Below are 25204 nucleotides of genomic sequence, written 5' to 3' on the forward strand. Positions count from 1 at the left end.
TAGGGTAGAGGTGCTGGGCTTGATTTAGATTAAGGATAACCCATTGGTTGTGATTATTTAACACATAGAAACATAGGTTTAGCACGCTCAAAAAAGGCGTTACACTTGTTTTAAATGCGCATAGCTAGCTTTGTGAAAGAAATGTATTTCTTTTTGTTTTCTTTTTTACAAATAAAATCTATGTTTCTATGTGTTTAAATGAAATTTTGCGACCCGAGCTAAGCGAACAGACGAAGTAATTGCACCCAAGGGGGTAAGGATAAACTTATTTCAGTCGTTGTTTTTATGTTTTGTATATTGAGATAAATTGAAGTAAAAAAGAAAACAGAATTATTCGATAGGACTTATGTAAAAAAAGAAGCTGTCTGAAAATTACTTTTCGAACAGCTTCTTTATTGTGTAAATAATGATGATTTGATAAATGTTGAAGATTCTAAAAGAAAAATTATTTTCAGCAGTACTGATTTTCTTTTTCTGAACCATCTAAAGTTTATTTTACATCAAACCATAATTTTGTAGTAAGCAAGTCTTTTCCCTGAACAGCTACTGCTGCTTGGTAACTACTTCCGTTTAATGATTGCTCTGTACCTGGGTAAAAGAAACGCGAAGGGATTTGTCCATTTAAAACTGTAGAAGGACCAGCTTTTAATACTGGATAATCAAGTCTTCTCCACTCAGCATAAGCGTCAAGACCTTGCCCAAAGAATGCAATCCATTTTTGTGTCCCAATCGATTTGGCATAATTCGTTGCATCGTACTTTACAGTTGACTGATTAAGATAGTTAGTAATTACTGTGGCATCGGTAATACCAAATTGATTGAACGATGCTGTAATGGCGCTTTTATAAAGTTGTTCTGCATCTCCAGAAATGTAACCACGAGCTGCTGCTTCAGAAAGATTGAACAATGTTTCAGAATACGAAGCAATTACAGCTGGCGATGTCGAAGTCAGGAAGTAAGTCCCCGGTTTTGATGTTTTAGCAAAACCCTGACTATTGGCATCACTGTTTGATAATCCATTAGCAGCTCCAACATATTTATCTACAGTTGCATCTGATGGCAACTGAGCGTAAACTGGTAAACGTGGGTCGGCTAACTCATTTAATTTATCAACCAATACTTTCGAAATACGAAAATCATCACGAGTTTCGAACCAAGCGGAAGCTGGATTTTGTTGAGGCGAACTGATATAAGTAAACTTAAAAGTTTCGGCATTGTTACTAATTACTCCAGCAGCATCTGTTGTTGCATCTATAGCTGTTTGTTTGGCTAAAGCAGGTTCTTTGTCTGAAATTCTCAATGCAATACGCAAACGAAGTGAATTCACTAGCTTTTTCCACTTCGAAATATCTCCTTTATATGACAAATCACCAGTTACAGCTCCGTTTGCTGGATTTAGCAATGCCTGAGCTTGTTTTAGATCTTCTAGTAATCCTGTATATACTTCTTTTTGAGTATTATATGCCGGTGTCACTTTTAGACCAGCTTCTTTATATGGGATGCTTCCAAAAGCATCTGTTAGTAGTAAAAACGTCCATGAACGCAAGGTTAATGCAATTCCTTTATAATTTGAATTTGCTTGTTGATCTGAGAACTTCAGGATTGTGTTTAAATCTGTAATCAGGGTTGCGTATCCGGTATTCCACAAAGAAGCAAAAGAGGTGTTCGATACATCGTATCTGTCTGGCTCCGTATATTGAATTTTAGCCCAGTGCTGAACAAATAATAAAGAGGAGTTAAAATTACTATCTGATCCCCAATACAAATCAGCTCCTTGCTTTAATGATCCTGTTAACAGATAGGGAGCTAATGGTGTCTCAGTTGCATTTGGATTTTTATTAATTTCATCCAGACTGTCGTTGCAAGAGATCAGTAACAAGGCAAATAGAGTTATATATGATATTCTTTTTAGCATGATTTCGTGTTTTTAAAATTTAAGATTAACATTAAGGCTAAAACTTCTGGTAGTTGGTAAAGCCAAACTCTCTAAACCTTGTCCGTTTCCGGTATTGAAAGCTGATTCAGGGTCGATATTTGGTACATCTTTGTAAATAAAGAATAAATTACGACCTGTTGCAGTGATACTTGCGCCTTGAAAACCAAGTTTCTTAACAAAATCTCTGTTAAAATTATAGCTCAGTTTTACTTCTCTTAGTTTTACAAAAGTTGAGCTATAAATATAAGCTTCGCTAATATTGTATGACGCTTTGTAATATTCCTGTGCACTAAGCACTGAAGTATTTGGGGTTCCATCAGTATATACTCCATTAAAAATCATTCCATCATCATATACAGCCGCTCCGACTGGTGCCGCTCCACCTGTTACCAATGTTTTAGTATTTGCAGTATTGTTATCTGGATAATAGTAATTTAAACCACCATTTGCTGCATCACGACCCGGAAGGGTTTGAGCCAATACACCTGTATAATTACCGGTTCTGTTGGTTCCCGAAAAAAGCTCTCCACCAACTCTTGCATCAACAAGAAATGAAAGTTCTATATTTTTGTATGTTAATGTATTTGTTATACCTCCCATAAAGTCTGGAGTATAATGTCCTAATACTTTCTTTTGCGGATCTGCTTGTGGTAATCCGTTTGCACCTACGACTATATTTCCGTTTGAGTCACGTAGATAAGCAGTTCCGTAAAGTGCACCGTAAGCTTGTCCTACAGATGCCAATACATCTACACCGCCAGAAGTAGCAATTGTATAGTTTTTAATCTGTTTTTCATAGTCAAGAATATCTACTTTGCTTATGTTCTTTGAATAATTTACACCCACATTCCATTTAAAATTGGGAGTTTGAATAGGAGTTCCATCCAATTGAATTTCTATACCATGATTGTTTATTTTACCTGCATTGATTAATTGTGAATCATAACCACTAGCTGTAGTTGTTTTTATTTCCAAAATTTGGTCAAAACTATTGGTGTTATAATACGCAACATCAAGATGCAATCTGTTTTTCCAGAAAGAAGATTCTAAACCTACTTCGGTAGAACGAGTCGTTTCTGGTTTCAAGTTTTCATTAAGCTTCTTTTTAGAAGAAGTTTGAATTGGGTTTCCGTCGAATGCGGCTTGAAAATTGTAAACTGTTGCCAATTGATACGGATCTGCATCGTTACCAACTTCAGACCAGCCACCACGTAGTTTTAAGAAATCAAGCGTATTGCTTTTCAGATTCAAAGCATCAGATACTACTAAACTACCACTAATAGAAGGATAGAAATAAGAACGGTTATTGCGAGGTAATGTTGACGACCAATCGTTACGTCCGGTAACATTTAAAAAGGCATAATTTTTATAGCCCAATTGTGCCGAAGCATATACACTATACACTTTTAATTCTGAGTATAAGTTTGAAGATGTTAATGGATCTCTTGAATTTGTTAATGTGTATAAATCGGGTACCGCTAAACGTGGTGCTTTTTGATAATTGTTTGCATCTTTATGGTTGCGTATGTTGAATCCGGCAAGAGCATCTACGCTAAAATCATCGTTCACTTTTTTAGTATATTGAAAGATACCTTCTGTATTTCTTTCATCTACCGTATAAGCATCTTCTGCATACGATCCAAAAGGAGTTCCGTTTGTACCGTACTTAATTTCGTATTTTCTACGATCATTATAATAATCAACTCCTGTACGGAATTTAAAAAGAAGCCCATCTATAATTTTTGCTTCTAAATGAATATCTCCTATAAAACGGTTGCGTTGTTGACTTGTTGTATTGTAATAAGCATTCCAATAGGGATTGCTGTAGTAGCTGTTATTCCAGTTAACATCTCTATTGTTTCTAAGTTCATCTGTATCTACCTGACGTCCGAACCAAAGAAACTGAAGCATAACACCTGCAGCACGGTTACCTGATGGACCACCTGGCAATGTTGGAGCAGTGGTAACAATATAGTTGGCCGTTACCCCAATTTTTACGTTTTTAGCTATTTGGTAGTTTGTGTTAACAGTAAAGTTTGTTTTGTTTATTTCACTGTTAGGCACTGTTCCTAATTGTTTTTGATTATTGACTCCTAAACGGAAATCTGATTTTTCATCTGACTTGGCTATAGAGACACTATTATCATAAGTAAGTCCAGTATTAAAGAAATTCTTCACATTATTTGGATGAGCTACAAAAGGAACAGCTACTCCTTTAGAGTTAAACTGAGGAATAAGGCGTCCGTCTAATTTAGGCCCCCAACTTTCATCAACTCCATCATTGATTCCGCCTCCTTTACCATCTACATAACTAAACTTTCCATTTGAGCCTTGTCCAAATGAATTCTGAAATTTAGGTAAAGTGGCAACTTGAGAGACTGTTATTCCTGAACTGACACTTATACCGAGCCCTTTTTGACCTTTTCCTGATTTTGTCGTTATAAGAACAACGCCATGTGCAGCACGTGAACCATAAAGTGCAGCGGCATTAGGGCCTTTTAGCACCGTTAATGTTTCGATATCCTGAGGATTTAAATCGGCAATTGCATTTCTGAAATCACGAGTTGCTCCACCAACGCTTCCTAATTGTGAGTTATCTACAGGAACTCCATCGACTACAAATAGTGGTTGGTTATTTCCAGAAATAGACGTTTCTCCACGAATAATAATACGTGATGATCCCATATCTCCTTGTGAATTGGTGATGCGTACTCCCGCTAATTTACCACTAAGACTATTTAAAAAATTCGTTTCTTTTGTTTCTGACAGCTCTTTGCCTTTAAGGGCTTGGGTTGTATATCCTAAAGATTTTTTTTCTTTTGTAATCCCTAGTGCGGTAACAACTACTTCTGATAATGCATTCTGTTCTTCAGTAAGAGTAATAGTAACTGGATTTCGATTAACTACAATTTCTGTTTTTTTATATCCTAAATAACTTACTATTAATGTATAAGGAAATTTTTGCCCTGTTTGGAAATAAAACTTCCCATCAAAATCTGTTACAGCTCCGTGTGTGGTTCCTTTAATGTTTATTGAAGCACCTATAATAGGCTGCTTTGTAGCAGCATCGAGTACTATTCCTTCGAGTTTAGATTGGATTAACGGACTAGTTTCTTGCGCTTTAATCCCTATGGAAATCAACAAAATGCATAAAAATGCATATCCATTTAATTTTTTTTTCATTACTTTGTTTTGGTTTAATAAATAAGGCAAGCCGAAAGTAGATTTACTCCGCTTTTGCTTCCTTATAGAGATGTACAATTTCTTTAAGCTTCACCATTTCTGCTGCAACAGAAATGGTTTTTTTTTATCTGTATTGCATTCGTTTTTTCATTTTTATTTCTTTTTGATTATTGTTGTTAAATGTATTTTTAAAGTCTATTAATTTGATAGAACAAAAGTATATTAAAAAAATTAATCCCAAAATTTTAATTGTTATTTTTTATTTTTTGTGCTCATTCGGGTAAACGTAAGGGTTTAAACCGTTAAAAATAAAATGGTTAATGTTTTTTGATTTTTTAGAAGTGATAGATTTAAGTCAGAAATATCCACTAATAGGTATTAAATTACTTTTAATACTATGTATAATGAATAAACTAATTTCTTTAAATTTTGGATAAAATGGTTTGAAAATCCTAAGTTGTGAGGGGAGGCATAGAAGTAAAAAAAGCAAACTGAATTATTCAACTTCTTTAGAAATGTAATTTCTTTTATTCTCTAAAGTTACTTTTGTCTATATGATTTGAAGAGGTTAGTTACGTGGAACCTATTATAGAATTGTTTTTAGAAAAAGTATATTATGATTTAGTGTTAATAACAAATTAGCGGAGGGCAAATGAGCCCAAATTTAGGCTAAAAAAATATTTTAACATCTCATTTACCTGTTTATAAATAATGTATTATATTTCATTTTTTGTGTAAATTATAGAGTTATTAATATTTATATTTGGTAATAAGTATTGATAGGTCTATTAATTTAAAAATATTTAAAATGGAAAAAGCTATAAAACTAAAAGTTCGAAAAGAGTTAGATGGGCAGCAGCAGTTTAATATAATTAAGTTAAAAGGCAGCTTAATTTCGAAGGGATATACAGAAATTATACATATTCTAGATCAAGATGATGATTTTCATATTAACTCCTTTGAAACTTCTTTTGAAAACACTAATGAAGTACAAGATTTTATCACTGCCTTCATTAATAGAGAAAATCTAGCAGATACGATATCACTTTATAAGTAGGAGGGAGTCGGTATAACATCTTACGATTCTGCCTATATCAACAATTTAAAGAATAGAAAAATGAAGCATGATTTACTATTTGATTTTACAGTTGACAAAGCAATAAAAACGGTACATATAACTAAAGAATTTGCAGCTAACCTTTCGCTAGTGTGGGATGCTTTTACCAAACAAGAGATTCTTGATCAATGGTGGGCTCCGAAGCCTTGGTCGTCCAAAACAAAATTTATGAATTTTGAAGAGGGCGGACGAAGATTTTATGCTATGGTAAGTCCTGAAGGCGAAGAACGCTGGTCAATTCAAAAATTTAGTGCTATTAGTCCAAAAACTAATTTCAAAATGTTTAATGCTTTTGCCGACAAAGAGGAAAACCCTGAGCTGCCTGGTTCTGAATGGGACTTCAATTTTAGTGAACAAAACGGAATAACAAGAGTTAGTATTAGTATCTATAATGAATCTCTTGATCGCTTAGAAAAGATGATTGAAATGGGTTTTAAAGAAGGATTTACTATGACAATTTATAACTTAGAAAATCTATTGACCGTTTTATCTAAAAAATGATTTTCGTTATCAATTCCAGATTTCTGATTATCTAGCAAGGCTAGTCTTATTTTCTTTTTTTTCGTATGGGTAAAGCAAATTTGCCTTGTAGTTATTCTTCTTCCTCAATAGCTTTCTTTTGTATAGGCAAAACAGAATAAGCATTTGTCATTGCTTGTAATTATTTGGCTTGTTTTATAAGTGAGCCATTGTTTGCTATATTCTTCAATGTAATAACCCTTATTTATAATCTTAAGGTGTTGATTTTTAGCTTTATAATTTTGATGATATATTTAAATATTCATCTAATCTTCATTTTATATTTATAAATTTACTATAGAATTATTGGTTTGATTATCAGTATGTTAATTCAATATAAGTATCTTCTAGTATAATTAAATATAACTTTTTTAATTAGCCTGTCTTTTAATTAGCAAAGATAGCGCGTTGAAAATTCACCTGTTTTCAAAGCACCAGAAAGTTCTTTTTAGGAGTGAAGTAGGAGGCAGAAGAAAGTAAATAATAAGATCAGATAATTTATTAATAATAAAAACAACAGTTATGAAAAAAGTAATTTTATTGGTGGTAGCCATAATGGCAACTGTATCTATTTCACAAGCCCAAACTGTACAAGAAGATCAAGTAAAAAGTGAAATAAAAACAGTGAGTAAAAAAGACCCAAAGGCTAAAACAGAAAAGAAAAATTTAAGAATGGAACTTCGCAAATTAGAAGGACAAGACGTTAGTGCTGCTACTAAAGATCAGTTTATGACTGATTTTAGAAACTTTAGTAATGCCAAATGGAGCCGCTCAGGTTATTATGATCAGGCAACTTTCATGAAAAATGGAGCTTCTTCAACTGCTTTCTATGATTCTAAATCACAATTGGTGGGAACAACTACACATAAAAAGTTTTCAGATTTACCAGCAAATGCCCAAAAAATAATCAACGATAAATACAAAGGTTATACTAAAGGGGATGTATTATATTACGATGATAATGAAGAAAATGATACAGATATGGTTTTGTTTGACCGACAGTTTGATGATGCTGATAACTATTTTGTAGAGGTTTCTAAAGATGGTAAAAATAGCGTGCTGCAAGTTGCTAAAAATGGTGAAGTAAGTAATTTTACTACACTTCAGTAATAGGATAAATTTAAGTGTACACAAGGCAATTTTTTTATGCAATTACATACTTAGTATTTTAAATATATATAATAAAAAGAGTTAAGAGTTGTATTTTCAATCTTTTAACTCTTTTTATTGTTATTACTTTATAATAACCTTTTCCATTTTTATATGGAAATCAAAAACGATGCAGTTAGATTGCTTTTTTAACTGTAGATTTTAAATTTTATTCTTTCTGTATATCCTTATTACTGAGTTTATAAGCTGTTTTTACAGCTATTTGTATTGATAAGGAGCAAATTTTTTCACAACAAGTTATTTTTATTCAGTCTAAATTAAGTTATATTTGCAACTTTTAACCGAATATCTGTTACATATATTACAGTTTCCATTACAATTAAATACCATGTCTTATTGCAATAGTCTCCTAGTAATGACTAAAAATAGTAAAGCTATTATTCTGTTATTATTCATTTTGTTTTCTAATCTTGGTTTTGCTCAAAACATAAATAAACTATCGATTCAGATTACGGTTAAAGATTCTGAGAGTAAATTTCCAATAAAGGGGGGAGCGCTGACTGTAGAAGGAGTATTCCAGAAATACGAATTGCAATCAGATGATTTTGGCAGCGTCGTTTTAGAATCTATTCCGAGTGGGAGTTACAAAATAAAAGTATCGCATATAGGTTATGTAACTATCGAAAGAAACCTTGAATTTACAAGCAATCAACAATTATCATTCGAACTAATCCCTATAAGTGTTGAATTAAATGAAGTAGTTATTACTGCTACTGAATCCCGTGGAATGACAAGTACTTCTGTTATTGATAAAAAAGCAATGCAGCATTTACAGCCTTCTAGTTTTACCGACTTATTAGAATTATTGCCCGGCGGACGCTCAAAAGATCCTGTGTTTAATGCTTCTAATCATATTAAATTAAGAGAAGTCGGAATAGCCGATTCTAATTATGATATTTCGTCTCTTGGAACAGCCTTTGTAGTTGATGGTATTCCTATTAACACGGATGCGAACTTGCAATATACAACTGGCTCCAAAATGACTATTACGCCAGGTTCTGGATATGCTAATACACGTAGGAACACTACATCAAAAGGAGTAGATATGCGTTCTATTTCTACAGATCAGATTGAGCGAGTAGAAATTATTAGAGGGATTCCTTCTGTAGAATATGGTGATTTAACGAGTGGGCTTATTAAGATTAAACGAAAAAGAGGACGTAGTGATTGGGAATCGCGCTTTAAAGCCGATGAATTCAGTAAATTATACTATGTGGGTAAAGGTTTTGAATCTGAAGAAAAACGTTTTGTATTAAATGTTGGTCTTGATTATTTGAATGCAAAACCCGATCCTCGAAATAGTTTTGAAAACTACAAAAGAATTACTGCATCGATTCGTGCACAAAAAACATGGGAGAATGATTCTCACTTGCTTCAATGGGATTCCAGTCTGGATTATAGTGGTTCTATGGATAATGAGAAAGCAGAACCTAATGTTGGTTATGCAAAAATAGACCGATATAGTTCTGATTATAATCGATTTTCTTTAGCAAATTCCTTTGATTTAAAATTTAAAACAGCTCCATTTTTAAAATCGATTCATGTAGCTACATCGCTGAGTCAGCAATATGATAAAATTGAACAAACTAAATGGGTTCAGGTAAGCAATGCTACTGCAATCCCTAATAATACTGAGCAAGGAGAATCTGATGGTATTTTTTTAACCCCTCAATATACTTCTAATCTTTTGGTTGATGGAAAACCATTTGATGCTTTTTTTAAAGCAATGGGGGACTTTGAAGTTCGTTTTTTGGGAATAACACATGCTTTAAAGGCAGGCTCGGAGTGGACCTATTCTAAGAATAATGGGAAAGGTCAGGTTTATGATACAACACATCCGCCGTCTCCTGAAATGACAACGCGCCCCAGATCATACAAAGATATTCCTGCCAGTACTGATATTGCTTTTTTTGCCGAAGATGCGATTACAATTCCCTTAGGCAACCATCAATTAAACATTGCAGGCGGAATCCGAGCCATGTCGTTATTAAATGTGCCATCGGCTTATGCTATCCATGGGGAATATTATTTTGATCCCCGAATTAATGCACAATGGGCGCTACCATCTTTAAAAATTGGAAAGCATGCTCTAAAAACTGAATTTACAGTTGGTACAGGACAGTATACTAAATTCCCAACACTGGCACAGCTTTATCCTGATTATGTATATAATGATTTGGTACAGCTTAATTATTATCATAATACTCCCGAATACCGAAGAATCAATTTAATGACTTATAGAACGGCTGCAATTAATTATGACTTAAAACCTGCAATCAATAAAAAATGGGAAGTTAGAACAGATTTCTCATATGATAACAATCGATTTTCGGTTACTTATTTTAATGAACGTTTGGATTCTGGATTTAGAAATGGTTCCCGATATCATGCACTTTCTTATAAAAAATACGATAGCAGTTCTATCGATCCTTTAACCTTAACAGCACAGCCTGATCTTGCTCAGATGAGTTTTGTGATGGATACCTTATTAACCACCTACAACATTACAAATAACGGAAGTAAATTACTCAAAAGTGGAGTTGAATTTCAATTTTCATCTAAACGTTTTACCGCTATAAATACCCGATTTACAGTAAATGGTGCTTGGTTTAAAACGATTTATACAAATAGTAATCCTGTTTATAAAAGTGGACAAAAAGACATTATTATCAACGGGAAGCGACTTCCTTATTTAGGACTTTACCAATGGGATGATGGCTCCGAAAAACAGCAGTTAAATACCAACCTAATTGTTGATACCTATATTCCTTCACTTGGTCTGGAGTTCTCTAGCTCATTTCAATTTATGTGGTTTTCAAGCGGACAATCTACCCCTATGAACGGAACTCCGATTTCCTACATTGATCCTTCTGGACAGCAGCATCCTTATCTCGAAGAAAATAAATCAGATCCTATTTTGCAATGGCTGGATATAAAGTACAACGATGCTTTATTTGATAAAAGAACAGTTCCGATGTCGATGAATATGAATTTAAAAGTCTCTAAAGATTTTTATAAAAAATTTAGAATATCGATGTTCGTTAACCGACTCTTTAGTTACTATCAAAATTATGAAATTAATGGTCAGAAGATTGAACGAAGAGGACTTACTTCTCCTTACTTCGGAATGGAATTAAACTTGAATTTATAATCTTTAATATTAAATAAATACCTTAATCATGAAAATTAAATTACTACCCATTTATCTAACAATAGCCGTAATGGCACTATTACAATCCTGTTCAAAAGATGATGACAATTATAGTGGTAAGCAAACTGCTTTAACTTTAAAACTTATCAATCCTGAGGATTTAAATAATGTTACACTTTCTAATCTTTCTGTTTCTTTTAAAGAACTTAATACTGGTAAAATAACAGAAAGTAGTTCATTTACTAATAATGATCTTTCTATTGCATTAAGTGAAGGTTCTTATGAAATTTCGATTAATGGAAAAATTAATTATTCAGCAGGTGAGAGTACTGTTGATGCTTCAGTAAGCGGTTATAAAGAATCTGTAGTTATTACTGGTCAAACGGCTGTAGTTTCTTTAAATCTTTTTCTAAAAACAAGTCAATCTGATTTTATTATCGAGGAGGTATTTTTTACAGGAACAAAGACTGCTGAGGGCAAACAATATCTAGGTGACAAATATTTTAAAATTTACAATAATACGGATGAGGTGTTATATGCTGATGGATTAATGATTGCACAATCTGAGTTTATGACGATTGAAAAACAGAATTACACGCCAAATATCATGGCAAAATCGTTTGCTGCATCTGCCATTGCTATTGTTCCCGGAAACGGAACTACTTATCCAATTGCTCCTGGTGCCTATTTTATTATTGCTGAAGATGCGATTAATCATAAAGAATACAATCCGGGCTCGATGGATTTGAGAACGGCAAATTTCGAATTCTATACTGAAGATGCCGATGATGTTGATAATCCTGCTGTTCCTAATATGGAGAATTTATTTTCTTCGATGATTATTCATAACAGAGGTTTTAAGAGTTTTGTTATTGCTCGTTTGCCAATTAATAAAGATGCTTTCTTAGCTGATTACACTTATGATTATGAGTACAATATGGTAATTGGTGGTGAGAGTTACCCAATGGGAGAGAGTGTTTACTCTATTCCAAATTCATGGATTGTAGATGCTGTTAATTTAAGTGTTGCATCAGAATTTCAGTGGATTGTTACTGCTCCTTCATTAGATATGGGATGGACATACTGCGGAAAAGTTGATGCTGACCAAAGTCGTTATGGTAAAAGTGTTCGTCGTAAAGTACTTTCAACTAGCTCAAAAGGCAAAAAAGCATTGAAGGATACAAATAATTCTACATTAGATTTTAGTCCTGAAGTTAAACCTTCCTTAATGAATTAATAAATTTATCATGAGCTTTCGTTCCATCTTCTTATTTATTATTTTTAGTTCAGGTATGCTGCATGCACAGGATAGTACTTCGGTATTGCTCCGTATTCATGAGGATTTATCTTCTGTAAATAATTTTTCTAATCTAATTTATGCTAATCCTGCGAATCAACATTTTGCTCGTCGATATTCTTTATCAGAATTTGGTGCGGGTTATAATACTAGTTCACAACAAACCAATATGCAACAATTAGGGAATGGCATTCGTCAATTTCTTATTCATGCACAATCTCATTATAAGATTGATACTAAAAATACGGTTTGGGGAAATGCCTATTATAAGAATGGTCAACGTAAAAATGTACGTTGGAACGAAAGCTCAGATTATCAGGTAATATATCCTTATGTAACTGCCGATTCTATAGGAGGGGATCTTTCTTTTGAGGAATATTCATTTAAAGGTGGATATGCAAAAGTGTTTCAAAAAACGACTCTTGGAATTGTTGCCGAATATCGTGCTTTACTAGAATACCGTGATATAGATCCCAGACCTAAAAATACTGTTTCGGATCTTAAAGTAGCAGTCGGAATCTCCAGAAATATTGGAAATCATTATGCTATTGGATCAGCAATTAATTTGCAAAAATATACGCAGTCTAACAATTTAAAATTCTTTAGTGAGTTAGGTGCTCCGGCAGTTTATCATATGACAGGGCTTGGAGTATATAACAACTTGCTTACAGGAAATAAACTGAGTTCTTTTTATGATGGAAAGGGATATGGTGCAAATGTGCAATTATTCCCCAAAGATCAAAATGGTTTTGCTGTAGCTGTTGGATATAACCATTTTGATTATGAAAAAATAATGACCGAATTTCAAGATCTTATTGCGTCTAGTATTTTGGAAAAAGGATATGAAGGTGCGATTTCTTATCTAAAAAAATCAGAAGAACAGGCTTGGGGTACAAAAATCGGATTTTCTTATACAGATCGTGCTGGTACCGAAAACATATTCGATAACCAAACGTCAACATCTTATGTGAAAATAGCTGAAGATACTAAATACACCAATCAAGTTACGTCGGTTGTGTTTTCTGGATTATACAGCATTCCTAATCCGGAATTTTCATGGTCTATTGCTCCGAGTTTTAATTTGAAAAAGACACAAACAAAATATATTGATCCTTTACGAATTATTGATGTTCAACAAGGTATTGGGCGATTGGATTTTTCTATATCAAAATTGCTGTCACAATTATTAATTAATGTTTCGACTTCAGTAGAACATAGCTGGGCTTTGGATTCTAAGATGAAACTTAATGATCGTATAAAAACAAATCAAATCTTTGAAATGTTGGATCATAATTTTGCCTATTTATCTTCTGCTTATACTAAAATGAATTTGGGAACTCGATGGGATTATAAGTACGATGCTGACCTTAACTTTTTCGTCAAAACAGATCTGGATTATTACAATTATTCTAAAAACAAAAATAATACCTATTTTCAAATGTCACTAGGCTTGACATTTTAAGATGTATTACAAAAACGCTATCGCTTTATAATGAAGTCTATTTTATTTAAAACCTTTTTTTTAGTCCTCTGTATTGGAGTTGTACATTCGCTATTGAGTTTTAGTGCTACGCTAAGCGAAAAAATGTCAAATACCAATTGGCGGGAACTTTATAGTAAGCCAGTAAACCAATGGCCTAAACCTACTATTGATAATGGTGTTTCTTGGCAAGAATTGCAGTCTTTGGATATTGATACCAGTTATTATGAAAGGATGGATGATCCTAAAGTAATACTGGGTCAGATGCTTTTTTTTGATCCAAAACTTTCAGGATCTAATCAGGTTTCTTGTAGTAGCTGTCATGATCCAGAATTGGCTTGGGGCGATGCAAGAGAGGTTTCTTTAGGAAATGATCATTTGCAAGGAAAAAGAAACACACCGTCTTTATATAATATCAACGCACGAAAATCATTCTTTTGGGATGGTCGTGCAACAACACTAGAAGAGCAGGCGCAAGGACCAATTACAGCACATCATGAAATGAATATGGATTCTAAAAGTCTGGCTAAAAAGATAAAAAAAATTAAAGGCTACGCTGTTTTATTTCAGAATGCCTACGGAAGTGCTGACGTTACTTATGAAAAAATATTGCAATCTTTGGCAAATTTTCAAAAAACAATATTAAGCAAAAGAAGCCGATTTGATGCTTTTATCGACGGAGATTACAGTAAGTTATCTGATCAGGAAATACACGGGCTTCATCTCTTTCGTACCAAAGCACGCTGTATGAATTGCCATTCTGGGAAATATTTTACCGATGAATCATTCCACAATATAGGACTTACTTATTATAAAAGAGAGTATGAAGATTTGGGACTTTATCATATCACTAAAAAACCTGAGGACGTTGGGAAATTCAGAACTCCCTCTCTTCGTGATGTCATGTACACAGGTCCATGGATGCATAATGGTTTTTTTGATAATATGACGGGAATTATTAATATCTATAACAGTGGAATGCACATGATTGATCCAACGGAGGGTGAGAAAGCTGCTGATCCTTTATTTCCACAAACGGATGTGTTATTGCAACCTTTAAATCTTGACGATGATGAAATTGTAGCATTAGTTTCTTTTATTAAAACACTATCTGGTACACAATACAAAATGGAACGTCCACAAATACCAAGATAAACCCAATGTTAGTTTATATGTTATTTTCAATTTGATTGAATGTTTTAGAATGATATTTTTGAATTAGTGGTATATGATTTTATATGTCTAATATGTTGAAAAAGAATTAGTATTGAAAGTAAATGAGAAAAGGATGAGGTTTAACACTCATCCTTTTTGTTGTTTAATACATAATATTTATTTTAAAAACTTTCAACCCTTTCATTTTGGATGGTTAATCGTATCATTTTGATAGGTATATATGAGTTAAGTAATAATGATGTTCTTGTAACTGTTTGTTATTTAATTTGTTGATATGTTTTTAGTTATCTTGGCACACCATTTGTTTTAGTAGATACAAATCAAGATAACCATTTTGATAAAATAAATTTTGAAAACTACAATAATAGTAACATAGACGTAAAACGTTGTAAATTAAAAGAAAAAATATGAAGGCAAATAAAACAAGAAAAAAAGAATTAACGGAGCTAGATATGTCAGAAAAATCGATGAAGAGAAAAGACAGAATCGTCAACTCTATAGTGTTTGCTGTAGTTTCTTTTATTGCCGTTTTTATGATTTCTCAAATTGTATAGACGTATTTAATTAAGATTATAACTAATTGATTAACAGTTTTAAAGTTGATACAATACAAAGAGGAAGTCTCAGTGTATTGAGACTTCCTCTTTGTATAAATTAGGATTTTAAATATAGCTATTGTATTATTTTTTAGAAATTAAAAATAATCCGATAACCTAACTTTAATTGATTCCTCCTCCTAAAGCTTTGTATAATAATACTTGTGAGTCTGCATTTTTTAATTGTATGTCTACAAAGTCTAATTCAGCTTGAAGTTTATTTTTTTGAGCACTAATTATTTCAAGGTAATTAGCATATCCGCTCAAATACAAATCATTTGAAACATTGACAGCTATTTCAAGATGCTCAATTTCCTTTGATTTATAGGTTAATACATCCTGAAACGCTTCTGTTCGGTGCAATAATGCACTTAGTTCGTTATAAGCTATCGTTATGGTGTTTTGATAATTTAGGAAGCTAATTTGTTGGTTTTTGTTGGCAACAAAAAAGTCTTGTTTAATTTGTCCTTTGTTAAATATCGGTGCTGTTATGCCGCCCAGTAATTGCCATGCAAATGATTGGCTATCAAAAAATGTAGGGAAAGAAAAAGAGTTAAGACCTCCATACGCCCCAAGATTTACAGTTGGGAAAAAAGAGGCACGTGCCGCTTTTGCATCTGCATTGGTAGCCAACAATTCAAAATATGCTTCTGATACATCGGGTCTGTTATGGATTATTGAATCAACACTTATTTTTTGATTTAATACTTCAAGATGTCCTGATAAAAAATCAGTACTTCTATTAACAGTTCCACCATATTCTCCTAGTAAGTTTAATATCGCTTTTTCAGTTTGATCAATACTCAGGTTTAATTGTTCTGCCTCTGCAAGAATATTGTTATTTTGAGCATTAAATTGTTGTACTGCAAGTTCTGTTGCTTTTCCAACAGATCTTTGAGCAGAGACAATATCAAGAGCTCGTTGCTGTGTTGCTAGGTTATTTTTATAAATAGCGGCTTGTTTATCTAGCGCTACAAGTTTGTAATAAAGCGTTGCAATATCACTAAGTAATCTTGTTTGCAGTAATCTCATGCCTTCTTTTGATGCAAAATACCTTTGGCGGGCAGCCTTTTTTCGGTTGCTAAGTTTACCCCAGATATCCGCTTCCCAAGAAACTTTTCCTGCAAGGAATAGGTTTGGAGTTAAATCTGTAGCAATTCTTTGTCTCTCTGATATATTCTGAGATAGGTTTGTATCAAAGTTACCTACACCATCCATAGTGTATTTACCATAATGTGTACCCGAAGCATCAGCCACAATATCAAATGAAGGCAACAAAGCTAGTTTAGCTACTTTTAGATGCGAATTGGCTATTAATATTCTCTCCTGCAGTATTAGATAATCTGGATTTTGAAGAATAGCTTTGGCTAATAGTTTTTCTAATTCTGGATCCTTAAAGTAACTAGCCGTTTTTAACGGAATAAATGCTTCCTGACTAGTTGCAGCTTTTTTTAGTTTAGTATCAAAATTTTCAGGTAATGCTTTTGCTTTCTGCGGTTCTGCCACCCTAGGGGCAGAACAAGCAGTTAATAGCATAACAAATACTAATATTAAAATATATTTTGAGTTATTGAGTGATTTTTTCATTGTTTAAGTTTATTTTTTCATTGCTTTTTCCATTTTTGCAAACAGGATATAAAGGCCAGGTATAATAATAAGTCCAAAGATGGTTCCTATTAACATTCCTCCTGCAGCGGCAGTACCAATAGAGCGGTTACCAATAGCACCAGCTCCTGAGGCAATACACAATGGTATAAGACCTGATATAAAAGCAAATGAAGTCATTAAGATAGGTCTAAAACGAAGTCTTGCACCTTCTATCGCGGATTCAGTAATATCTTGTCCAAGCTTGTTTTGTGCCATGGCAAACTCTACTATCAGAATAGCATTTTTGGCCAGTAGTCCTATAAGCATTACGAGGGCTACCTGAGCATAAATATTATTATCTAATCCTACGGCTAAAAGTGCGAGATAGGAACCAAAAACACCTACAGGAAGCGATAAAAGTACAGGGAAGGGGAGTAGTAAGCTTTCGTACTGAGCTGCCAGTAATAAGTAAACAAACAGTAAGCATAACGCAAAAATGTATATTGTTTGGTTTCCTGATAAAATTTCCTCGCGCGTCATACCAGACCATTCCAGCTCAAATTTACCTGGAAGTTTCTCAGCCGCAAGTTTCTCAACTGCAGCAATGGCTTCTCCAGAGCTAAAGCCTTCAGCTGGTTCACCATTAATCATGGCCGACATATACATATTGTAACGCGTAAGCACTTCTGGTCCATAAACGCGTTCTAATTTTACAAACGTTGAGAATGGAACCATTTCGCCTGCATCATTTTTAAGATACATATCGAGTATGCTTTCTGGATTTTTTCTAAACTGAGGGCTTGCCTGTACCATCACTTTATACATTTGTGAAAAGCGAATAAAGTTCGTTGCATAAAAAGATCCCAGCATAGTTTGTAGTGTTGACATAGCATTTTCTACAGAGACTCCTTTTTTGGCAGCCAGATCATAATCAATATGTATTAGATATTGAGGGAACGTAGCATCAAAGCTGGTGAATGCATTTTGTATTTCAGGTGAGGCATTTAATTCTTTGATAAAGTTTTTCGTAACTTCATCGGTATTGTTAATTGATCCTCCTGTTTTATCGAGTAAACGCAATTCAAAACCACTAGTATTACCAAATCCGGGAACGGTTGGAGGAGCAAAAATTTCAATCTGCGCATCCGAAATACCTTTTGTTTTCTGAGTTAATAATGCAATAAATTCGTTTACCGATATATCTCTATCATCCCAACTTTTCAGGTTGATCATTCCCATTCCGTATGATGCACCAGCGATTTCAGTAACAATGCTATAACCCGCAAGTGTTGTTACGTTATCAACTCCTTCAATTTCTTTTGCAATACGAGTTACTTCATCCAGTACTTTGTCTGTACGTTCTACAGTAGCTCCTTGTGGTGTTGTTACATTTACATATACCATTCCCTGGTCTTCAGCAGGGATAAATCCAGAAGGTAAAAATACTGATGTACCCCAAGTAAGAACACAGAATAAAACCAAAAGGCCTATAGTTATAGAGCTGCGATCTGCAAATTTAGAAAGTACTCTAATGTATCGTGAGGTGATTTTGTCAAACCATCTGTTGAATCGGACAAAGAAACGATCTAAAAGTGATGTTTTTTCTTTGTTAGGATCGTGTGGTTTTAGCATTATTGCACACAAAGCAGGTGTTAATGTAAGTGCATTGATACCAGATATTACAATACTAATGGCCATGGTAAGCGAAAACTGCCTATAGAAAACCCCAACAGGTCCACTAAGGAAAGCTACTGGTATAAATACAGCAGCCATTACAATGGTAATAGCTATAACGGCACCAGTGATTTCTTTCATGGCGGCTATAGTTGCTGGCAATGGATCCATGTGTTCCTCAGTTATCTTAACGTGTACAGCTTCAACTACAACAATGGCATTATCGACGACAATTCCTATCGATAATACTAAGGCAAAAAGAGTAAGAAGGTTTATAGAGAAACCCATCATTGACATAAAAGTAAATGAACCAATTAATGCTACAGGTACTGCCAACACAGGAATAAGAGTAGAGCGCCAGTCTTGCAGGAATATAAAAACCACAAAGGCTACAAGAAGGAATGCTTCTATAAGCGTTACTAAAACTTCATCTATTGAAGCATCAAGAAAACGAGATACATCATAAGCAATATTATAATTCATTCCAGGAGGAAAAGATGTTCCTTTTAGTTCAGCCATTTTTGCTTTTACACTGGCAATAACTTCAGAGGCATTAGATCCTGGACGTTGTTTTAGCATGATTGAAGCCGAAGGTTTTCCGTCGGTTTTTGAAACCATTCCATAACTCATTGATCCCAATTCTATTTTTGAGATATCTTTTAATTTTAAGATGGTACCATCTGAATTTGCTCTAAGTGGTACTTCTTCATATTGCTTAGGCTCAAAGAATTTTCCTCCGTATTTTATAACATATTGAACTTGACTGTCCAGTTGTCCAGATGCTTCACCGACTTTACCCGGAGCAGCAGAAATATTCTGCTTTTGTAACGAACTTATAACTTCATTTGCCGAAATATTATAGGAAAGCATTTTTTGAGGATCAAGCCATACTCTCATAGAATATTCTTTCTGCCCCATTATTTCTGCACGTCCTACACCATCAATACGCTTTAGTTCCTGAAGAATGTTAATATCAGTAAAATTGAAAATGAACTGTTCATCCTGAATTTTATCTGTACTGGTAACATTGAGGTACATCAACATACTATTAACTTCCTTTTCGGTAGTTACCCCAGCGCGTATAACCTCTTCGGGAAGTTCATCTAGTATAGTAGTAACTCTGTTTTGTACGTTTACAGCAGCCAGATCGGGATCGGTTCCTACTTCAAAGAATACTTGAATAAGGGTCAAACCATCGTTTGATGTAACTGTTGACATATAGGTCATTCCCGGTACACCATTTATAGCTCGTTCTAATGGGAGAGCCACAGCATTGGCCGAAACTTCTGCATTAGCACCTGTATATTTTGCGGTTACAGTTACCGATGGAGGAACAATATCTGGAAATTGTGTTATGGGCAACTGGAATAAAGCCAGTATTCCGAGGAGAACTATCATAACCGAAATGATTAATGATAATATTTTTCTTTTGATAAACATCTCTATCATTTTATATCTTTTTAAGTGTAATTAAGGAATTGATTACAAGCTTGCGCTTTGCATTGGTTTGATATTAATCTTGTCTCCATCTCTAAGCGATTGGGTACCTTCTTGTACTATAACATCATTTTTTTTCAAACCTTTGTTTAAAATATATACATCATCAAGGGTGCTTGCAATGGTAATATTGGTCATTTTTACTATTCCATCTTTGTTAACAACAAATACAAATTGTTTATCCTGAATAGAGAAAACAGCTTTTTGAGGTATTAATACCACATTGGTTCTAGGTTCTGAGATAATTAACTTTCCTGATGTTCCATGTTTTATGAAACCTTCTGGATTATGAAATTTAGCTTTATACTGGATAGAACCTGTTTGTCTGTCGATTTCTCCATCGGCAGTTTTTAATTCTCCTTTTCGATCATATACTATTCCGTTTGGTAATACCAGTTTTATATCTCCTTTGGTATTAAGGCTATTGTCGGTCATCATTTGAAAATAAATATTTTCAGGTATAGAGAAATAGGCATATACATCATCTAACTGAGAGAGTGTTGTAAGGAGTGAACCATTTTCTACAAGACTACCTTCTTTAAAAGGAATACGATCGATTGTCCCTTCAAAAGGAGCTCGTATTGTAGTAAAACTAATTTGCTGATTAATGGATTTTTTTTCTGCGGCAGCGTGTGCAACTTTAGCGGTTGCAGCATCGTGTTTTGCCTTAGATAATTCTAATTCTTGATTTGCAATTACCTTTTTATTAAAAAGAGTTTGTGCCTGTTCAAGTTCTACAGTTGCCATTCTGAGGTCTGCCAGCATACTTTTGTAAACTGCATCTGCTTTAATAAGCTGTATTTGAAGTTCTGCATCACTAATCTTAAACAGGAGCTGTCCTTTATTTACTTTTTGGCCTTCGCTAACAAAAACCTTATCTAATATTCCTGGTATACGAACGTGGATTTCTACATTGTTTTTAGCGTGAACATCGGCAACAAATCGGTTAGAAACCACAGTATCTTTTAATGTAATTGTATAAACGGGTAACGTTTTTATATTGGCAGTGTCTTTTTTTGTTTTATCTGCACAAGCGGTTAAAAATAAGAATGATAAACCGTACAATAGAAAATGTTTTTTGCTAATAATCATGATTAATTTTTAAAGTATTATATAAATATATCGCCTCCCAAATAGTGATCTATAGGGAGTTACAAATGGATAAATATTGAAAATAGAAATGTGTCGAATACTCCTAAGTGCAGGAGTACCGTTTTTTTTAGAACTATGCTTATAGATTATACGCCCTTATTAATAATAATGAAAAGCATTATTACAAAAGGATATTGAATATAAAAATAAGATGTTCTAAAAATCTAGAAAAGTTGATATAAATGTAGGTGAGCATGTCGCTGATCTTCATAAATAGTAGCAATACTATAAATGATGTTTTCTTTTAAAACCTTAAAATCAAATAGCTTAGTGTAGTAAGATTTTTTTAAGATACTTGTTTCTGAATTTGCAGCGCGGTTTTTTACCTTCTTTTTGATGATAAAATGCATCTCTGTATCAGTCATATACAGAGAAGAAGAGTCAACCTGAGGTATATCAGAAGCTAAAAAAATGTCTTGTATTTGACAATTACTTAGTTCAGAAGGATATTTATAGTATTCTACACTACCATGAAAAGTAAGCAGTGATAAAAGAATGACATAGATAAACTTAATAGGTTTCATAGCTAAATTAGGGAGGCTTTTCTTTTTTTTGTATCTAAATAAATAGGCTTATAAGTGATAAGGCGCCAAATATAATAATTGAGAATTCAATGTATATTAAATTTTCTTTAAAAAAATATTATTTAAAAGGTGCTAAAAGTAAATGGGCTTGTTTATAGTAATTTAGCATTTAAATTATTACAGTTAGCTTGCATAATTTTGTAGTCTTATTTCACAATACTGAAAATAACGATTGCTATTAATCACTTTTAGGGTTTAATTAAGCACCAAATATTAACGATGTTTAACTCAAAAAGACTTTAAGATAGTAAGTTCAGAAAGATATGGAATACATCTTATGAGAATAATTTAAATTTTGCAGTACTAAGAATATATACTAAAAAGCTCAATTCGCATGAATTGAGCTTTTATGGGTTTCATATTTAAGTGGTTTACTATATTTATAGGGATTGTATTAATTCATCAATATCAAGTCGATTTCTATAATCGGTATCTATGAATTTATAAACTACAGCACCATTAGTATCTATTACAAAGACTGCTGGAATTGGTAATGTATTTTCATCATTCTGATTAAATTCTTCTAAATTAATTCCTATTGCCTGATAAGTTGGCAAAGCAAATTCTTGCAGTTTAAAACTAATTCCTAGTTGTTTGGCGAGCCTATTATTTTTGTCTGTCAAAACTTCAAAAGTTAACTCATGATTTTCAGTAAGTGCCTTGCTGTGATCTGGGCTTTGAGGTGAAATAGCCAGTAGAGTAGCATTTTTATCTGTTATTTTAGCTATATTATTTTGTAATTCCCGAAGTTCCAGATTGCAGTATGGACACCAGCTGCCTCGATAAAAAGCCAGTATTGTTTTGCCTTTTTTAAGAATATCTTCGGAGTGGATGAGTTGGTTTTGGGTATTTAGTAATGTAAAAGGAGTTACGATGTCACCAATTTTGATGCTTTCATTTTCAATATTTTGTGTTTTTAAATCGTTTATTGATTTTTCAAATATTTCAAATACTTCCTGTGGAACTTGTTTTGATAATTCATTGTTGAGGTTTTCAATTTGTTTTGCTAAACTATTCATGTTTTTACTATTTGATTATTTTGTAAAGGTTTAAAATATAGTCAGCATTGGCAATAACGCACATTATTGTCTCATAGAGATAAAAAAGTCACTATTGTGTAAATAAAGGGAGGGTACGGATGAAAATAAAATTTGTTTGTTTGAAATTTCGTTAAAGACGATCTGTTTTATAGTTTTCAATACTATTATTTGATTTGAATATATGCAAATAGAATGCTGAAAAAGGGCTGATGTCGTTTTATGTTATTGATTTTTGTTTAATTTACACATTTACAATTGCTTATTCTGTTACTGAAATCCAATCCAATAGTTATCATATGTGTACCCGAATTATGACTTTGAAGTTGATTCAGACTAATGTTAAACGAGTAAGCAGCATAAAGTTTATTTTGTCTAAATCCCACTAAAGGAGCAATGGAGTTAGGTTTAAATGACTGATCTGCTAATAATCTAGCGCTAATACCAGCCCAAATATAATTACTGCCATTCATTTTCCGAATTTTAAGATTAAGATCGAGACTAGAACGTCCATCACTTTCGTACAATTGATACAAAATAGAAGGTTCGTACTCCAAAGAAGTAAATTTATTCTTCAAAAGAAAACCAGTATATAAATAGTAATTTCTAATATTTGTTGGCTCTTTTAAAATCGTAGGTTTTATTGTTTTATCTAAAATATTTGCAGCATTAAAGCTGATGAAAAAATTTTCTAAACGATACAAGAAACTTAAGTCAAAGTTTGAATTATTCACATTATAAGATTGAACACTTGGATCTGATGTGACAATATCAGATGCGTCAATATTGAAATTAGTAAATTTATAAGAGAGTCCAAATGAAATAAACTGATTGTTATATTCTGATAAAGTGATATGATGCGCATAAGTTATTTGACCTCCTTTTTGTGAAGTGTTTCTGTTTTTGTCATTAAATAATATAGCTCCAAGTCCTGAGCGATCTCCAATCCTGACATCAAAAGAGAGTGACTGTGTTTGTGGAGCATCTTTTACACCTAACCACTGTGTTTCTCCAGTGAAGCGTAATTTATAAAAATCTCCAATTCCGGCATAAGCTCCAGCAATTACATATGGATTATCTGCTAAATATTGACTGGTTGGCGGAAGTTGTAATTCTTGTCCATAAATGGGAAGACTAATTATTATAAAAAGCAATATTATTTTTTTCATCTTTCTTATTTTATCTAAATAAAGTCATTCCACCTATTAATTCTCTTCTGTCTTTGTCATTGTTTGTTTTAATAACATACCAATAATCTCCCATAGGCAAGGGTTTTCCTTGATATGTGCCATCCCAGCCCATTGTTGTGTTTCCTTTAAAACTGGTAATTAATCGCTGGTACCTATCAAATATTAAAACCTCTAAATCTGGATAATCTTCGATTCTTGTCGGGTACCAATAGTCATTACTTCCGTTTCCATCAGGAGAGAAAAATTTTGGAAATTCGATTCCAGCATAGTCCAAATAGACAGTTTGAGTAGAAAAACAACCTTTAATGTCTTTTACATAAATGGTATGGTTTCCAGAATGATCAATCTTAAAGTTTGGATCAGATATATAATTATTATGGGTATTAATGCTGTATTGATAGGGAGCTTTACCACCATAGGCCGTTATTATATATTGATTTACTGCAGTTTCTGAAAAAGTAAACTCAGGGGTTTCAATATCTTGTGTAACTAATACTGTATCACTTGAAGAACATCCCAAAGCAATATTTGTGACAGTTAAAGTATAAATTCCGCTGGAGCTTACGACAGGAGTTAATGTATTGGCTCCGCTAACAATAGTTCCGCCAGTCCATAAATAAGTAACATTAGTACTATCAGAACCAGTACCATTTAATGTTATTGTTGGTAAAGCGCAGCTAATTATGCCTGGGCTACCAGCTTCAGCATTTGGGGCTGTTTGTGTGTTTAGCGTTACAGTAGCTGAGGCGGTTAGTGAACAAGGAACTGTAGTATTTACAGTATAGGTATAGATGTTTCCAATATTTGACCAAGTACCACCAATGTCGGGTGTTCCTCCAAGTTGAGCAAACAATTGTG

Annotated in this window: 17 protein-coding genes; 8 read left to right on the plus strand and 9 right to left on the minus strand. The window is 33.3% G+C overall.

Translation table 11 applies throughout. The features are described from left to right. Nucleotides 1-490: 490 nt before the first annotated feature. Both OIU80_RS18540 and OIU80_RS18545 read right to left on the minus strand, forming a co-directional pair. Nucleotides 491-1915, minus strand: coding sequence for a SusD/RagB family nutrient-binding outer membrane lipoprotein (locus OIU80_RS18540; protein ID WP_264288463.1), 1425 nt, complete (start codon nucleotides 1913-1915; stop codon nucleotides 491-493). A 12-nt stretch (nucleotides 1916-1927) separates the two neighbouring features. Further along, the gene (locus OIU80_RS18545; protein WP_264288464.1) at nucleotides 1928-5119 is read right to left on the minus strand and encodes a SusC/RagA family TonB-linked outer membrane protein; all 3192 of its coding nucleotides are present in this window, start codon (nucleotides 5117-5119) and stop codon (nucleotides 1928-1930) included. Between the two features lie 808 nt (nucleotides 5120-5927). Here OIU80_RS18545 and OIU80_RS18550 point away from each other — a divergent pair. The 8 genes from OIU80_RS18550 (at nucleotide 5928) to OIU80_RS18585 (ending at nucleotide 15583) form a co-directional block, all read left to right on the plus strand. Continuing rightward, nucleotides 5928-6176, plus strand: coding sequence for a hypothetical protein (locus OIU80_RS18550; RefSeq protein WP_264288465.1), 249 nt, complete (start codon nucleotides 5928-5930; stop codon nucleotides 6174-6176). Between the two features lie 60 nt (nucleotides 6177-6236). Next, entirely contained in the window at nucleotides 6237-6737 is a 501-nt protein-coding gene (locus tag OIU80_RS18555) for an SRPBCC family protein (protein ID WP_264288466.1), read from the plus strand. Between the two features lie 540 nt (nucleotides 6738-7277). Next, the gene (locus OIU80_RS18560; protein WP_264288467.1) at nucleotides 7278-7865 is read left to right on the plus strand and encodes a hypothetical protein; all 588 of its coding nucleotides are present in this window, start codon (nucleotides 7278-7280) and stop codon (nucleotides 7863-7865) included. A gap of 415 nt (nucleotides 7866-8280) precedes the next feature. After that, nucleotides 8281-11076 carry a TonB-dependent receptor gene (locus OIU80_RS18565; RefSeq protein WP_264288468.1) on the plus strand — a complete coding sequence of 932 codons (2796 nt, stop codon included), beginning with the start codon at nucleotides 8281-8283 and terminating at the stop codon, nucleotides 11074-11076. A 28-nt stretch (nucleotides 11077-11104) separates the two neighbouring features. Further along, entirely contained in the window at nucleotides 11105-12313 is a 1209-nt protein-coding gene (locus OIU80_RS18570) for a DUF4876 domain-containing protein (protein WP_264288469.1), read from the plus strand. 10 nt (nucleotides 12314-12323) lie between these two features. Then, on the plus strand, nucleotides 12324-13835 hold the full coding sequence (locus OIU80_RS18575; RefSeq protein ID WP_264288470.1) for a DUF6850 family outer membrane beta-barrel protein: 1512 nt from the start codon (nucleotides 12324-12326) through the stop codon (nucleotides 13833-13835). Between the two features lie 123 nt (nucleotides 13836-13958). Further along, the gene (locus OIU80_RS18580) at nucleotides 13959-15008 is read left to right on the plus strand and encodes a cytochrome-c peroxidase (protein WP_264288471.1); all 1050 of its coding nucleotides are present in this window, start codon (nucleotides 13959-13961) and stop codon (nucleotides 15006-15008) included. Between the two features lie 428 nt (nucleotides 15009-15436). Continuing rightward, a complete protein-coding gene (locus OIU80_RS18585; RefSeq protein WP_264288472.1) occupies nucleotides 15437-15583 on the plus strand; it encodes a hypothetical protein in 147 nt (48 codons plus the stop codon). 165 nt (nucleotides 15584-15748) lie between these two features. On the opposite strand, the gene OIU80_RS18590 is transcribed toward OIU80_RS18585, so the two are convergent. The 7 genes from OIU80_RS18590 to OIU80_RS18620 form a co-directional block, all read right to left on the minus strand. Continuing rightward, nucleotides 15749-17212: a TolC family protein gene (locus OIU80_RS18590; protein WP_264288473.1), complete on the minus strand. Its 1464-nt coding sequence runs from the start codon at nucleotides 17210-17212 to the stop codon at nucleotides 15749-15751. A 9-nt stretch (nucleotides 17213-17221) separates the two neighbouring features. Continuing rightward, a complete protein-coding gene (locus tag OIU80_RS18595; protein ID WP_264288474.1) occupies nucleotides 17222-20335 on the minus strand; it encodes an efflux RND transporter permease subunit in 3114 nt (1037 codons plus the stop codon). Between the two features lie 33 nt (nucleotides 20336-20368). Then, nucleotides 20369-21475 carry an efflux RND transporter periplasmic adaptor subunit gene (locus OIU80_RS18600; RefSeq protein WP_264288475.1) on the minus strand — a complete coding sequence of 369 codons (1107 nt, stop codon included), beginning with the start codon at nucleotides 21473-21475 and terminating at the stop codon, nucleotides 20369-20371. A 224-nt stretch (nucleotides 21476-21699) separates the two neighbouring features. After that, entirely contained in the window at nucleotides 21700-22059 is a 360-nt protein-coding gene (locus OIU80_RS18605; RefSeq protein WP_264288476.1) for a hypothetical protein, read from the minus strand. 440 nt (nucleotides 22060-22499) lie between these two features. Further along, nucleotides 22500-23138: a peroxiredoxin-like family protein gene (locus tag OIU80_RS18610; RefSeq protein ID WP_264288477.1), complete on the minus strand. Its 639-nt coding sequence runs from the start codon at nucleotides 23136-23138 to the stop codon at nucleotides 22500-22502. 257 nt (nucleotides 23139-23395) lie between these two features. Then, nucleotides 23396-24325, minus strand: a complete 930-nt coding sequence (locus OIU80_RS18615; protein WP_264288478.1) for a PorP/SprF family type IX secretion system membrane protein — start codon at nucleotides 24323-24325, stop codon at nucleotides 23396-23398. 10 nt (nucleotides 24326-24335) lie between these two features. Continuing rightward, nucleotides 24336-25204, minus strand: an 869-nt coding sequence (locus OIU80_RS18620) for a T9SS type B sorting domain-containing protein (RefSeq protein ID WP_264288479.1), incomplete at its 5' end; no start/stop codon positions are given.

The organism is Flavobacterium frigoritolerans, assembly GCF_025847275.1.
GTDB classification, from domain to species: domain Bacteria; phylum Bacteroidota; class Bacteroidia; order Flavobacteriales; family Flavobacteriaceae; genus Flavobacterium; species Flavobacterium frigoritolerans.

Excerpts from the sequence above, each read along its gene's own strand:
- OIU80_RS18540 (WP_264288463.1), bottom strand. The coding sequence starts at position 1,915 with ATGCTAAAAAGAATATCATATATAACTCTATTTGCCTTGTTACTGATC.
- OIU80_RS18545 (WP_264288464.1), bottom strand. The coding sequence starts at position 5,119 with ATGAAAAAAAAATTAAATGGATATGCATTTTTATGCATTTTGTTGATT.
- OIU80_RS18550 (WP_264288465.1), top strand. The coding sequence starts at position 5,928 with ATGGAAAAAGCTATAAAACTAAAAGTTCGAAAAGAGTTAGATGGGCAG.
- OIU80_RS18555 (WP_264288466.1), top strand. The coding sequence starts at position 6,237 with ATGAAGCATGATTTACTATTTGATTTTACAGTTGACAAAGCAATAAAA.
- OIU80_RS18560 (WP_264288467.1), top strand. The coding sequence starts at position 7,278 with ATGAAAAAAGTAATTTTATTGGTGGTAGCCATAATGGCAACTGTATCT.
- OIU80_RS18565 (WP_264288468.1), top strand. The coding sequence starts at position 8,281 with ATGACTAAAAATAGTAAAGCTATTATTCTGTTATTATTCATTTTGTTT.
- OIU80_RS18570 (WP_264288469.1), top strand. The coding sequence starts at position 11,105 with ATGAAAATTAAATTACTACCCATTTATCTAACAATAGCCGTAATGGCA.
- OIU80_RS18575 (WP_264288470.1), top strand. The coding sequence starts at position 12,324 with ATGAGCTTTCGTTCCATCTTCTTATTTATTATTTTTAGTTCAGGTATG.
- OIU80_RS18580 (WP_264288471.1), top strand. The coding sequence starts at position 13,959 with ATGTCAAATACCAATTGGCGGGAACTTTATAGTAAGCCAGTAAACCAA.
- OIU80_RS18585 (WP_264288472.1), top strand. The coding sequence starts at position 15,437 with ATGAAGGCAAATAAAACAAGAAAAAAAGAATTAACGGAGCTAGATATG.
- OIU80_RS18590 (WP_264288473.1), bottom strand. The coding sequence starts at position 17,212 with ATGAAAAAATCACTCAATAACTCAAAATATATTTTAATATTAGTATTT.
- OIU80_RS18595 (WP_264288474.1), bottom strand. The coding sequence starts at position 20,335 with ATGATAGAGATGTTTATCAAAAGAAAAATATTATCATTAATCATTTCG.
- OIU80_RS18600 (WP_264288475.1), bottom strand. The coding sequence starts at position 21,475 with ATGATTATTAGCAAAAAACATTTTCTATTGTACGGTTTATCATTCTTA.
- OIU80_RS18605 (WP_264288476.1), bottom strand. The coding sequence starts at position 22,059 with ATGAAACCTATTAAGTTTATCTATGTCATTCTTTTATCACTGCTTACT.
- OIU80_RS18610 (WP_264288477.1), bottom strand. The coding sequence starts at position 23,138 with ATGAATAGTTTAGCAAAACAAATTGAAAACCTCAACAATGAATTATCA.
- OIU80_RS18615 (WP_264288478.1), bottom strand. The coding sequence starts at position 24,325 with ATGAAAAAAATAATATTGCTTTTTATAATAATTAGTCTTCCCATTTAT.